The organism is Polaribacter pacificus, assembly GCF_038024035.1.
Taxonomy (GTDB): Bacteria; Bacteroidota; Bacteroidia; order Flavobacteriales; family Flavobacteriaceae; genus Polaribacter; species Polaribacter pacificus.
Genome location: NZ_CP150664.1, coordinates 1,152,698 through 1,165,554, shown reverse-complemented (window position 1 = coordinate 1,165,554; position 12,857 = coordinate 1,152,698). Strand labels below are relative to the sequence as shown.

The 12,857-nt window shown below is 35.8% G+C and carries 12 protein-coding genes; 11 read left to right on the top strand and 1 reads right to left on the bottom strand.

The window, feature by feature from the left end:
• Window positions 1-157: 157 nt before the first annotated feature.
• Both WHC90_RS05260 and serA read left to right on the top strand, forming a co-directional pair.
• On the top strand, window positions 158-970 hold the full coding sequence (locus tag WHC90_RS05260; protein ID WP_188597443.1) for a hypothetical protein: 813 nt from the start codon (window positions 158-160) through the stop codon (window positions 968-970).
• Between the two features lie 148 nt (window positions 971-1,118).
• Window positions 1,119-3,011 carry a phosphoglycerate dehydrogenase gene (gene serA, locus WHC90_RS05255; protein WP_188597442.1) on the top strand — a complete coding sequence of 631 codons (1,893 nt, stop codon included), beginning with the start codon at window positions 1,119-1,121 and terminating at the stop codon, window positions 3,009-3,011.
• Here the strand turns inward: serA and WHC90_RS05250 are convergent.
• Complete coding sequence (locus tag WHC90_RS05250; protein WP_188597441.1) at window positions 3,008-4,201, bottom strand: C40 family peptidase; 1,194 nt, start codon at window positions 4,199-4,201, stop codon at window positions 3,008-3,010. The genes serA and WHC90_RS05250 overlap by 4 nt on opposite strands.
• Before the next feature lie 91 nt (window positions 4,202-4,292).
• Here WHC90_RS05250 and kynU point away from each other — a divergent pair, with 91 nt between their 5' ends.
• The 9 genes from kynU to WHC90_RS05205 all read left to right on the top strand — a co-directional run bounded on the left by kynU (window position 4,293) and on the right by WHC90_RS05205 (window position 12,804).
• Window positions 4,293-5,555: a kynureninase gene (kynU, locus tag WHC90_RS05245; RefSeq protein WP_188597440.1), complete on the top strand. Its 1,263-nt coding sequence runs from the start codon at window positions 4,293-4,295 to the stop codon at window positions 5,553-5,555.
• Between the two features lie 97 nt (window positions 5,556-5,652).
• Complete coding sequence (locus tag WHC90_RS05240) at window positions 5,653-7,062, top strand: FAD-dependent oxidoreductase (protein ID WP_188597439.1); 1,410 nt, start codon at window positions 5,653-5,655, stop codon at window positions 7,060-7,062.
• A 40-nt stretch (window positions 7,063-7,102) separates the two neighbouring features.
• Entirely contained in the window at window positions 7,103-7,636 is a 534-nt protein-coding gene (locus WHC90_RS05235; RefSeq protein ID WP_188597438.1) for a DUF1697 domain-containing protein, read from the top strand.
• Window positions 7,633-8,772: an FAD-dependent monooxygenase gene (locus tag WHC90_RS05230; RefSeq protein WP_188597437.1), complete on the top strand. Its 1,140-nt coding sequence runs from the start codon at window positions 7,633-7,635 to the stop codon at window positions 8,770-8,772. The genes WHC90_RS05235 and WHC90_RS05230 overlap by 4 nt, the downstream gene beginning before the upstream one ends.
• Before the next feature lie 97 nt (window positions 8,773-8,869).
• Entirely contained in the window at window positions 8,870-9,280 is a 411-nt protein-coding gene (locus WHC90_RS05225; RefSeq protein ID WP_188597436.1) for a RidA family protein, read from the top strand.
• Entirely contained in the window at window positions 9,273-10,037 is a 765-nt protein-coding gene (locus WHC90_RS05220; RefSeq protein WP_188597435.1) for a DUF6090 family protein, read from the top strand. The genes WHC90_RS05225 and WHC90_RS05220 overlap by 8 nt, the downstream gene beginning before the upstream one ends.
• A gap of 14 nt (window positions 10,038-10,051) precedes the next feature.
• On the top strand, window positions 10,052-11,494 hold the full coding sequence (locus WHC90_RS05215; RefSeq protein WP_188597434.1) for an aldehyde dehydrogenase: 1,443 nt from the start codon (window positions 10,052-10,054) through the stop codon (window positions 11,492-11,494).
• Between the two features lie 24 nt (window positions 11,495-11,518).
• Window positions 11,519-12,028, top strand: a complete 510-nt coding sequence (locus tag WHC90_RS05210) for a hypothetical protein (protein ID WP_188597433.1) — start codon at window positions 11,519-11,521, stop codon at window positions 12,026-12,028.
• Complete coding sequence (locus WHC90_RS05205; protein WP_188597432.1) at window positions 12,025-12,804, top strand: SDR family oxidoreductase; 780 nt, start codon at window positions 12,025-12,027, stop codon at window positions 12,802-12,804. The genes WHC90_RS05210 and WHC90_RS05205 overlap by 4 nt, the downstream gene beginning before the upstream one ends.
• Window positions 12,805-12,857 lie beyond the last annotated feature (53 nt).

Here is a 12,857-nt window from a genome sequence, read left to right as displayed (position 1 = left end):
CGTTTGCTGTATTCAAAAAGAGTGGGAAAAAACGAACTCAATTTTGCGCTCCAAAAATAGTCAAAAAAGCAGTATTTTAAACTTAAAAAAAACAGAAAAAGCAGATTAATTGTTAACCAAAAGCATTACTTATAAACAGATAGCGTATTTTTGTGCGATGAAGTTTCTAAATCAGTTGTTTCGTTTTTATCTTAATGCAAGCATTCATGTTGCTTTGGCAGTTTGTGCTTTCTTGAAGATTTCTGAAATTTATTTACAGATTCCAGAGGCTGAAAACTTAAATTACTTTGTTTTTTTCTCAACCATTACAGGATATAACTTTGTAAAATACTTTGGAATCGCAAAATTTCACCACAGAAGTCTAACCACCAACCTTAAAATTATTCAAGTCTTTTCATTTGGTAGTTTTTTAGCCATGTGCTATTTTGCATTTAAGCTGCCATGTATGCTGTTTTGGTATTTATTACCTCTAGGTTTGTTAACCCTGTTGTATGCAATTCCTTTTTTAAGTGGTTTTCAGAAAAGCTTAAGAAGTATTTCTTATTTGAAAATAGTCATAGTTGCTCTGGTTTGGGCTGTTAGTACTGTGATACTGCCTGTGATCTTAAATAATTCGATTGTAGATTTTGTGATTCTCATGTATGCGTTTCAACGCTTTTTAATTGTGATGATTTTAATTTTGCCTTTTGATATTAGAGATTTAAAATACGATGCTATTTCTTTACAAACCATTCCTCAAAAAATTGGTGTAGAAAAAACCAAAAAGTTAGGCTTTGTATTGTTAGCAATTGCTGCTTGTATTGAGTTTGTTGTGAGTACAGATCAACAAAATAAAATGGTGTTTTTAGGGTTTTTAGTATTGCTCTTGTTTTTTTTAATGAGAGCTCAAAAAGGGCAATCGACCTACTATAGTTCTTTTTGGGTAGAGGCTTTGCCTATTTTTTGGTTCTTGGCGCTTTTGTTTGTGTAAAATATCCCGCCTTTTATTAAGGATTTTCTAATTTTGATGGCTGAAATTTAAGAGTCCGTAAAAAAATAAAAATGCCAGCAGTTAAGCTTTAGAAAACCATTTTACTTTGTAGCTTTGTAAGGTATTCTTAAACTATATACGCATATTTATGAGTCCTTTAAAAAGAAGCTACGTATTTGACTTTGACAGCACCTTAACTCGAGTAGAAGCCCTAGATGTTTTGGCAGAAATTACCTTGGTAAACAATCCTAAAAAAGATGAAATCATTGAAGAAATTATTTCAATTACAAATTTAGGGATCGATGGAGAAATTTCTTTTACAGAGTCTTTAGAGAGAAGGATCAAGTTATTACAAGCCAACAAAGCTGATTTACAAACGCTGATTGTTCAGTTAAAAGATAAGGTGTCTCATTCAATTGCTAGGAATAAATCTTTTTTTGAGGACTTTTCAGAGGATATTTATGTTATTTCATGTGGGTTTAAAGAATTTATAGATCCAATCGTTGCGCAATATAACATTCCTTCTGAACGGGTGTTTGCAAATACGTTTGAGTTTGATGAAAATGATAGTATTGTGGGCTTTGATCAAGAGAATGTCCTTTCTACTCACAACGGGAAAATTGCCTGTTTAAAAAATTTGAATTTAGAAGGAGAGGTACAAGTTATCGGTGATGGATACAGTGATTATGTTACCAAAGAAGCAGGGGTTGCTGATAAATTTTTTGCCTATACAGAAAACGTTTCAAGAACAAAAACAACTGAGAATGCAGATCATGTGGTGCCTAATATGGATGAGTTTTTGTATGTAAATAAATTGCCAAGAACCATTTCGTATCCAAAGAATCGTATTCATATTTTACTTTTAGAGAATGTGCATCCAGATGCTTTTGAAAAACTGTCAAAAGACGGGTTTACTGTAGAGACGGTGTCAACTAGTTTGTCTGAAGATGAGCTTATAAAAAAAATGAAGGATGTTCATGTGTTGGGAATCCGCTCTAAAACGCAGGTTACAAAAAGAGTACTGGATGCTGCTGATAAATTAATGGTTGTTGGTGCTTTTTGTATCGGAACCAAACAAATAGATTTAGAAGCCTGTAAAGAAAATGGAGTAGTAGTTTTTAACGCACCTTATAGCAATACTCGTTCTGTTGTTGAATTGGCTATTGGAGAAATTATTATGCTAATGCGTAGTGTCTTTCAAAGAAGTACTGAGTTGCATAAAGGAGTTTGGAATAAGACTGCAGCTGGATCACGTGAGGTTCGTGGGAAAAAGCTGGGAATTGTCGGCTATGGTAATATTGGTAAGCAATTGTCTGTATTGGCAGAAGCTCTGGGGCTGGATGTCTATTATTATGATGTAGAAGATAAGTTGGCACTCGGAAATGCAACTAAGATTGAAAAGCTTTCTGATCTACTAGCCATCTCTGATGTTATTACCTTGCATGTTGATGACAATGCTGCAAATAAAAATTATATAGGCGCTGATGAAATTGCTCAAATGAAGGATGGAGCCATTTTAGTTAATTTGTCTAGAGGTTTTGTTGTGGATATTAAAGCTTTAAAAGCGGCATTGGTTTCTGGGAAGCTAGCTGGAGCTGCAGTGGATGTATATCCAGAGGAGCCTGCTAAAAATGGGGCTTTCACTACTGATTTAAAGGGTTTAGAGAATGTGATTTTAACACCGCATGTTGGTGGGAGTACAGAAGAAGCTCAAAAAGACATCGCTGATTTTGTACCCAATAAAATAATGGCCTATATCAATTCTGGAAATACGGTAGACGCTGTAAATTTCCCTAATATTCGACTGCCGAAACAAGAGAAATCACATCGATTTTTACACATCCATCAAAATGTGCCAGGTGTCATGGCAAAAATCAACAAGGTTTTAGCCAAATATGATATGAATATTACAGGACAGTACCTCTCAACAGATTCAAAGGTTGGGTATGTAATTACGGACTTAAATAAGCAGTACAATCCTAAAGTAATTAAAAAGTTAAAAGAAATTGAAGGAACAATAAAGTTTCGAGTGCTGTATTAGTCTTTGAGTGTTGTTGTTTCTGTTAGTTCCATCAATAAAGGGTCTTTAACACCCAAATAACGCTTGCTGCCTAGGTAACGACCTTTGTTAAAGGCATCGTAATTGGGTTGATCTTCATTAATAGAACTTAGATGTACGTTACCTGATGCGTGGATAAACTCGCCTTTATCATTGCCTAACCAAATACCGACATGAGTTACACGCTGTTTTTTTTCTTTGGTTGCTGGGGTTCCAAAAAACAGTAAATCACCTTTTTCTAAGCCCTCAAAGGCTAAGTTTTCATCAACTTTCTTTCCTGCATTTATTTGCTGTGAAGCATCTCTTGGGATCACAAAACCATTCATTAAATACACCATTTTTGTAAAGCCACTACAGTCCATGCCTTTGGTAGAGGTACCGCCCCATAAATACGGAACTCCTAGCATGGTTCTACTTGCTTTTTCAATTTCATCACCGTTTGCACTTAGATGTTGTTTCCAGTCGTTATATAAAACGGCATCCTCTTTTTTTACATAGCCAATTCTGCCATCTGGATAGGCAACTTTATAATAGCTTCTGCTTTGTTCAATGAGTTTTAATAAGTTGCCAAAAACAAGGTCTGAAACAATTTGAGCTTTTTCTGTTGGTGCGCTATATGCATAACCGTTGGTAGCAGAAAAAAGAATCTTGGGAGCAGCTTCCCAATCAGAAAATTGCTTGGCGTCCATTAATTGAATCCCACCTTTATCAACCCAAGAAATATAGTTGTCTGGAGTTTGAATGCGATAGAAATCACCTTTTTTGTCAAGCACTTTAATAGACATCCCCAACAGGCCCTGTGTGCCTAGTTCTGCAGAATGCTTTGCGGCAGAACGGATGTTGATGACTGAGTTTCTACCCACGGCATACACGTTTTTATTTACAGCAGAGTCTGGTAAAATTCGCACCGTATTTTTATATGAAATTCCCAATTTATTTAGAGAGTCCGCAAGGGCTTCGACAGCTTTTCTTTGGGTACTTTCTCCTTCTAAATGAAGACTGTTATTTTGCCAGTCCATTTGGATGTTAAAAATTGCCACGCGACTGTCTGGTGCAAATTCTTGCTTAACATTCGCGCTGATCTTTTTTAATTCATCAAGGTTTTTAGTGTTGGTTGTGCAAGCGATGCTTAAAAAGAGACTGAATAAAAGAAAATAGTTTACTGATTTCATCAAAGATACTTTTTTGCTAAAGTACAAAATCAACAAAATATCCAAGTTGATTTCTGGGATTATCTTATATTTGGGGATAAGCAACTACTACATGAATTTTCAGAACACCTTAGCCTATGCAAGGCAATTAGATAAAGAAGACCCTTTAGCAACTTACAGAGCTAAATTTCATATTCCAAAGGATGCAAATGGGCAAGATTGGCTATATTTTACAGGAAACTCATTGGGTTTGCAACCAAAGGCCACCCAAAAATACATTCAGCAAGAGCTTGATGATTGGGCTAATTTCGGAGTAGAAGGGCATTTTGAGGCAAAGAATCCATGGATGCCATATCACGAGCTTTTAACGGAGTCTATGGCAAAGATAGTTGGAGCCAAGCCTCTTGAGGTTGTTGTGATGAATACCTTAACCACCAACTTGCATTTGTTGATGGTGTCATTTTATCAACCGACAAAAAAGAAATATAAAATAGTTATAGAATCAGATGCCTTTCCATCAGATAGATATGCGGTGCAGTCTCAGTTGCAGTTTCATGGATTTGATCCTGCCGATGGCTTGATTGAATGGAAACCAAGAGATGGCGAGGTCTTGTTAAATATAGAAGATCTAGAGACCATCGTTTCTGAGCAAGGTGATGAGATTGCTTTGCTGCTGATTGGTGGTGTTAACTATTATACAGGTCAGTATTTAGACCTTAAAAAAATTGCAGCAATAGGTCAAGCCAAAGATTGCATGGTTGGGATTGATTTAGCGCATGGCGCAGGGAATGTTTCGCCAGAATTACACGATAGCGGAGTTGATTTTGCCGCCTGGTGTTCATATAAATATCTGAATGCAGGGCCAGGGAGTTTGGGAGGATTGTTTGTGCATGAAAAACACGCTTATAAAAAAGATTTACCTCGGTTTTCTGGCTGGTGGAACCATAACAAAGAGACGCGTTTTAATATGCGTCAACCCTTTGATGTGATGCCAGGAGCAGAAGGATGGCAATTGTCCAATCCTCCAATATTGTCTATGGCAGCCATTAAAGCATCTTTAGATATGTTTGAAGAGGTAGGAATGGAAGCCTTGCGAAACAAATCAGAAAAACTAACAGGCTATTTTGAGTTTTTAATCAATGAGATGAACTCTGATGATATTAAAATTATCACTCCAACAAACCCAAAAGAGCGCGGTTGTCAATTGTCTATACAAGTTAAAAATGCAGACAAGAGTTTGCATCAAAAGCTTACCCAAAACAACATCATTACCGATTGGAGAGAGCCTGATGTGATTCGCTGTGCACCAGTACCCTTGTATAACAGATTTGAAGATATCTATAAAATGGTGACTGTTCTACAATCACTACTCTAAAGAGGTTGCCTTGAGTAGCTTAAAGGAGTTGTTTGAGTGAGATTAAATAAAGTATTATGAGCTTCCGAGCACAGTCTTGGAGTAACAGCAAAAAAAGATGAATAAAGAACAAAATATACTAATTATTGGCGCAGGATTGTGTGGGAGTTTGCTAGCATTACGTTTAGCTCAAAGGGGCTATAAAGTTGCTGTTTATGAAAGCAGACCCGATCTGCGTATAACAGATATTTCTGCTGGGCGCTCTATTAACTTAGCTTTGTCTGACAGAGGTTTTAAAGCCTTGCGTTTGGCTGGAGTAGAAGAGCAGGCAAAAGCAATATGCATTCCTATGTACGGGCGTTTAATGCACGATAAACAGGGAGCTACTTTTGCATCTAATTACTCCGGTAGAGAAGGAGAGTATATCAACTCCATTTCTCGAGGTGATCTAAACGGGATATTATTAACCGAAGCGGAGAAACATCAAAACGTAAGCATTTATTTTAACAAGAAGTGTGTTGATATCGATATAGAAAATACGGTAGCTACTTTTGAAGATTATACAAGTAAACAAGAGTTTACTGTAAATGCAGATGTTATTTTTGGGACTGATGGCGCAGGTTCTGTTTTGCGTAAAAGTTATTATTTAGATCGTAAATTTTTGTTTAGCTATTCACAAAACTATCTAAGTCACGGGTATAAAGAATTGGAGATTCCAGCAGCTGCAAATGGAGCTCATCAAATTAGTAAAGACCATTTGCATATTTGGCCTCGTGGTGATTATATGTTAATTGCTTTGCCAAATCTTGATGGGAGTTTTACAGTGACGCTCTTTCTAAGTTATGATGATGGGGAGTATAACTTTAATAATTTAACATCAAAAGAAACCATTACCCGTTTTTTTGAAAAGGAGTTTCCAGACGCATTGGCCTTGATTCCAAATATAAAAGATGAGTTTTTTAACAATCCAACAGGTGCCTTAGGGACTGTAAAATGTTCGCCGTGGAGCTATCAAAACAACACCCTTTTAATGGGAGATGCAGCTCATGCAATTGTTCCGTTTTACGGACAAGGTATGAATGCTTCTTTTGAAGATGTTACTGTTTTTGATGAAATCTTAGATGGAGGTTTAGAAAGTTGGGAAGCTGTTTTTAAAGCCTTTGAAAAGTTGAGAAAACAAGATACGGATGCCATCGCAGATTTGGCTATTGATAATTTTCATGAGATGAAAGATCATGTTGCAAATCCATTGTTTAAGCAGAAGCGAAAAATAGAAATGGATTTGGAGAAAACCTTCCCAAGCGATTATTTTTCTAAATACTCAATGGTTACGTTTAATGAAGAAATTGGTTATGAGCAGGCAATGAAAATTGGAAGAGCTCAAGACAAGGCTTTGTTAAATTTAATTGCAGATGAGGCTGTTTCTACTTCCTTAGAAATGACAAAGGAAGAATTGAAAATAGTCTTAGATAAGATACAGCAAGAGACCAATGAGATTTTAAATGAGGATAAAATCGCTGGCTTGTAAAATTTTTAGTAGAGGTTTGAAGCAGTAAAAAAAGGAATAGATGAAAACATACATTGTTTTATTAAGAGGGATTAATGTTTCTGGGAAAAACAAACTTCCGATGGCAGCCCTGCGTGAACTCTTAAATGACCTTGGTTTTCAAAAAGTGCAAACTTATATACAGAGCGGAAATATTGTACTGGATACAGATATTACTAAAGCAGTGCTTTGTAGTAAAATAAAAGAAGAAATTTTGTCTAGGTTTGGATATGAGGTTCCTGTAATGGCGAGAACTCTTGATGAGTGGGAGAATGCCATCGCAAATAATCCATACCCTATAGCTAATCATAAAATTTTAGCATTTGCTTTTTTAAGTGAGCTTCCTAAAAAACAAACTATTGAAGTAAAAGGAACAAAAGATGATGTGTATACCATCATAGAAGATGTGGTGTATATCTACTGTCCATCTGGAATGGGAAGCACAAAATTGACAAACAATTTGTTTGAAAAACAATTAGAAGTTCATGCAACTTCTCGTAATTATAGAACGAGTATCACCTTGCTAGAAATGGCAAAGAACAACAAGGGCTCATGAGGTATGCAATTATAGGTGCAGGGATAGGAGGCCTAACAACGGCATTGGCTTTTGAAAAAAAAGGTATTGATTACCATTTGTTTGAAAGAGCACCTGAGTTAAATGAAGTAGGAGCAGGTATTTGGTTGGCTCCAAATGCATTGCAGGTATTAGAATCCTTGGATATTTTAGAAGAAATCCAATCAAATGGAAATTGTATAGATAGAATTACCATAGGGAAACCAGATTTATCTCCCATTTCAGATAGTTTACAAGATAACATCTTAAAAAAGTTTGGCTATACCACTGTGGCGATTCACAGAGCAAATCTTCAAAAAGTGTTGTTTGATAAAATTCCTTCAGAAAAAATAACATTGGGTAAAAGTTTTAAGGAGTACAAAGAATTGGATTCTGGTAAAATAGCTGTGTTTTTTGAAGATGGCAGCAGGGTAGAAACAGATTATTTAATTGGTGCCGATGGAATACATTCGCCAGTTAGAAAGCAGCTTTTTCCAGAGAGTACTACCCGGTATTCTGGGCAAACCTGCTGGAGAGGCGTTGCAGAACTTAGACTTGATAAGGACTATGATCACAGAGGGTATGAGCTTTGGGGAAATCAAATCCGATTTGGGATTTCGAGAATTGCAAAAGATAAGGTATATTGGTTTGCGGTTGCAAAAGAAGCGCAGAACAGTCAAGATAATACGCCTAAGGTCAAAGAGAAATTGCAAGCCATGTTTGTAAGTTTTCACCCGGTAATTGCGCAGTTAATTAAGGCAACACCGATAGAAAGCATTTTAAAAAATGATATCTATGATTTAAAACCCATGAAAAAATGGCATCAGAATAAAGTTTGCTTGTTGGGGGATGCCGGGCATGCCACTACACCCAATATGGGACAAGGAGGAGCACAGGCGATAGAAGATGCATATTATTTGAGCAATCTGATTGAGCGAGAAGTTCCAGAGGATGTGTTTGCATTGTTTCAGGAAAAACGTCAAAAAAAAGTACATATGATTGTGCAGCAATCTTGGAATACAGGTAGGATGGCACATTGGAAATATGGAAAAAAGTTACGGAATTTTTTAGTGCAACAAGTTCCTAAAAGCTATATAGAAAAGAAAATGATTGAACTGTATCAGATAGATAAGTTTTAGTTAGATACACAAGTATCATTTTACATTTGAAACAGCACTTTGAACAATAATTTAAAATTGATACCTGTATCAACAGGAATGATAAAAAAATACACAGATGGAAGAAAAAAAGGTTACACCAAGAGGCGCATATCCACATGTAAAAGTTGTGGGAGATTTTATTTTTGTATCTGGAACAAGTTCTAGGCGACCAGACAATAGCATTGCTGGAGTCGATATTATTGATGAAATGGGAACCAAACATTTAAATATTGAAACCCAAACCCGTGAAGTATTGCAAAATATTGATAAAAATTTACAGACTGTCGGGGCCACTTTAAAAGATGTAGTTGATGTGTCTACCTTTTTGGTAAACATGAATGATTTTGCAGGTTATAATAAAGCTTATGCAGAATTTTTTGAGAAAGAATCTGGACCAACAAGAACAACCGTAGCTGTACATCAATTGCCACATCCAGATTTGGTTGTAGAGATTAAAGTAACTGCTTATAAAAAGTTAGATGATTAAATTATTTAGAAAAACCCGTCAAAATCTGCTTATGGAAAACAAAATTTCTAAGTATTTTAAATATGCAATAGGAGAAATTGTTTTAGTTGTTATTGGTATTCTAATTGCATTAAGTGTAAGCAATTGGAATGAAAATAGGAAGTTACAAGAACGGGTCAATAATTTTTATCCAAAATTCAAATTACAGATAGAAAAAAATATTAAAAAAGTTGATGCTTATTTGTATGAAGTAGATTATCAATTTAAGGGGGCAAAAAGGAATTTAGAGATACTGGGTAGTAAAAATAATAAACTAAGCTTGTTAAGGTTAGATTCATTAATTCTTTTCACAGGTACAGATTTTCATTTAAATTTAGACATGATTACTTTAAATGAAGCTAGATTAAACGAAAATTTATCACTTATAAAATCAGATACTTTAAGAAAATCGATATATACTTTTATTAAACTTAATGATGATGTTATTGAAAGAGAAAAAATTGTAAATGAAGATTTAAAAAGTGAGTTAAAACCATTTATAAACAAACATTTTAATATTAGAAATCTATTTAATAGTATAGGTTATAGTGGGCTAAGTAAATCTAAAGTATATAAAGATGATAATAAAAAGATTTTAGATAGTCAAGAGTTTGAAAATCTTGTTGTTACCAGAATTATGTATATAGAAGATATATCTGTTTTGTATTCAGGTGCATTAAATACTTTAGAAATAATTAATGATTTATTAGAAAAAGAAATTAAAAAGAATAATGATTAAATTCTTAAGCTAAAATGAAAATCCAAAACTATATAAAAGGTGAATTTGTAAATCCAATAGCTGCTACTTGGTTAGACAATTACAATCCGTCAAATGGAGAAATCTATGGGCAAATTCCGAACTCGCAACAAGCAGATGTAGAACTGGCCTACCAAGCAGCACAAAGTGCTTTTCCAAGTTGGTCAAACACAAGTTTAGCCACTCGAAGTAAAATCTTGGCTAAAATAGCAGCGTTAATTAAGGATAAAATCCAACTACTGGCAGAGGCAGAGTCTAAAGACAATGGGAAACCCGTTTCTTTGGCCAAAGAAGTCGACATTCCTAGAGCCGCTGCTAATTTTCAGTTTTTTGCCAATGCCATTACCCAGTTTGGATCAGAAGCTCATGAGAGTGTTGGTTTAAATGCCGTTAATTTTACCCTGCGTCATCCCATTGGTGTTGTTGGGTGTATTTCGCCGTGGAACCTGCCTTTGTATTTGTTTTCATGGAAGATTGCTCCTGCTATTGCAGCAGGAAACTGTATCGTTGCAAAACCGAGTGAGGTAACCCCAATGACGGCCTATTTGTTGGGTGAAATTTGTACAGAAGCAGGTTTGCCAAAAGGTGTGCTAAATATTGTACACGGTTTGGGTAGTACTACTGGGCAGGCCATTGTATCGCATCCAAATATTAAGGCAATCTCATTTACAGGAGGAACGGAAACCGGAGCTCATATTGCAAGTGTAGCAGCACCTATGTTTAAAAAGTTGTCTTTAGAGTTAGGCGGAAAAAACCCAAACTTAATTTTTGCAGACTGTGATTACGAGACCATGTTAGCGACAACGGTACGGTCTTCATTTGCCAATCAAGGTCAGATTTGTTTGTGTGGCAGTCGCATTTTTGTAGAAGAAACTATTTATGAAAAGTTTAAAAAAGATTTTGTACAAAAAGTACGACAATTACAGGTAGGACATCCATCGGATGCTGCTACCCAAGTAGGAGCTTTGGTTTCTAAAGCACATTTAGAAAAAGTAAAAAGCTATATAACAATTGCAGAAGAGGAAGGCGCTAAGGTGTTGTATGGCGGATTAGAAGTAACCGTACCGGGTTATGAAAATGGCTATTATTTACAGCCAACAGTGATTGAAGTTCAAGACAATCTCTGTAGAATCAATCAAGAAGAAGTCTTTGGGCCTGTTGTGACTATTATGCCTTTTAAAACAGATGCAGAAGCCTTGGCCTTGGCCAATGAAGTAAAGTATGGTTTGTCTGCAACAGTTTGGACCAACAACTTAAATAGAACCATGCAATTTTCAAAACAATTACAAACAGGGATTGTCTGGGTAAACACTTGGATGTTGCGCGATCTGAGAACACCTTTTGGAGGGCAAAAAGCAAGCGGAGTTGGAAGAGAAGGCGGTTTTGAAGCGCTGCGCTTTTTTACAGAACCCAAAAATATATGTATCAAGTACGAGTAAATGAATAATAGTAAAAATTAAAGCATGGATTTGAAAAGAATAAGTTTGGTAATAATGGTGGTTTTTTTAACAGCAACTGTTAAGGGTCAAACTAAAAAAGAAGTTCTGGAAACAGCTGCGTATACCATTGAATATGAAACGGATTGGACCTTAGATGTCTCAGGAAAAATGAATACATTATTTCTTTTGTTTTCTAAGGCAGAGCAGGATGATTTTTTTGCAGAGAATATTAATCTGGTTATGCAAGATTTAAAAGGATTGAATATGACTATGAAATCTTATATTGATCTTTCTGAAAACCAAATTAAAACCATGGTTAAGAATTCAAAACTCATTAAGAGTGAAGCAATTGGCTCAAAATATATGATGGTTTGGAGTGGAGAGATGGGAGGTCAAGAGCTAAAGTTTAAACAGTACTTTTTTATGAAAGATGAAAAAGCATATGTGCTTTCTTTGACGACCTTATTAACTACCTATGATGAGTATATTGGAGCTGGGGATAAAATATTAAATAGTTTTAAATTAAAAGAATGAACTTAGAAATACAAAATAAAAATGCCTTGGTATGCGGTAGCACACAGGGTATCGGTAAAGCATCAGCAATGGGGTTGGCAGCAGAAGGCGCTAATGTGACACTGTTGGCAAGAAATGAAGAAAAGTTAAAAGCAGTGCTTAAAGAGTTGCCAAACAATGGACAACAGTGTCATGGCTATTTAGTGGCTGATTTTTCTAATCCAACAGCTTTAAAAGAAATGCTCGAAAACTCGAGTTTGGATTTTCATATCTTAGTTAATAATACAGGAGGCCCGGCGGGAGGCCCTATTTTTACAGCTACACTTGATGCTTTTGAAAGTGCTTTTACTCAGCATTTAAAGTGTAATCATGTGTTGGTTCAGGCTCTGGTCCCTTTTATGAAGACTCAGGGTTTTGGTCGGATTGTAAACATTATTTCTACCTCTGTAAAGCAACCTTTAGATGGTTTGGGTGTTTCCAATACCATTCGAGGCGCTGTTGCAAGCTGGTCTAAAACATTGGCTAATGAAGTAGGTGAGTTTGGGATTACAGTAAACAATATATTGCCAGGTGCCACAGGGACTGAGCGATTGAATGAAATTATAAAGAACAAAGCCAACAAGACAGGTAAATCTTTTGATGAGGTTGCAGAAACGATGAAAAATGCAGCACCGGCAAAGCGCTTTGCTAAGCCAGAAGAGGTGGCAAATGCCGTGGTGTTTTTGGCCAGCGAAAAGGCAAGTTTTATCAACGGAATTAATGTGCCTGTAGATGGCGGAAGAACAAAAAGTTTGTAAATTAATTTGAATCTTGCGTTAGGGATAGTAGCGGCATCCTTTTATCGCTGTTT

Coding starts and splice junctions, on each gene's coding strand:
- WHC90_RS05260 (WP_188597443.1), top strand. CDS start 158: ATGAAGTTTCTAAATCAGTTGTTTCGTTTTTATCTTAATGCAAGCATT.
- serA (WP_188597442.1), top strand. CDS start 1,119: ATGAGTCCTTTAAAAAGAAGCTACGTATTTGACTTTGACAGCACCTTA.
- WHC90_RS05250 (WP_188597441.1), bottom strand. CDS start 4,201: ATGAAATCAGTAAACTATTTTCTTTTATTCAGTCTCTTTTTAAGCATC.
- kynU (WP_188597440.1), top strand. CDS start 4,293: ATGAATTTTCAGAACACCTTAGCCTATGCAAGGCAATTAGATAAAGAA.
- WHC90_RS05240 (WP_188597439.1), top strand. CDS start 5,653: ATGAATAAAGAACAAAATATACTAATTATTGGCGCAGGATTGTGTGGG.
- WHC90_RS05235 (WP_188597438.1), top strand. CDS start 7,103: ATGAAAACATACATTGTTTTATTAAGAGGGATTAATGTTTCTGGGAAA.
- WHC90_RS05230 (WP_188597437.1), top strand. CDS start 7,633: ATGAGGTATGCAATTATAGGTGCAGGGATAGGAGGCCTAACAACGGCA.
- WHC90_RS05225 (WP_188597436.1), top strand. CDS start 8,870: ATGGAAGAAAAAAAGGTTACACCAAGAGGCGCATATCCACATGTAAAA.
- WHC90_RS05220 (WP_188597435.1), top strand. CDS start 9,273: ATGATTAAATTATTTAGAAAAACCCGTCAAAATCTGCTTATGGAAAAC.
- WHC90_RS05215 (WP_188597434.1), top strand. CDS start 10,052: ATGAAAATCCAAAACTATATAAAAGGTGAATTTGTAAATCCAATAGCT.
- WHC90_RS05210 (WP_188597433.1), top strand. CDS start 11,519: ATGGATTTGAAAAGAATAAGTTTGGTAATAATGGTGGTTTTTTTAACA.
- WHC90_RS05205 (WP_188597432.1), top strand. CDS start 12,025: ATGAACTTAGAAATACAAAATAAAAATGCCTTGGTATGCGGTAGCACA.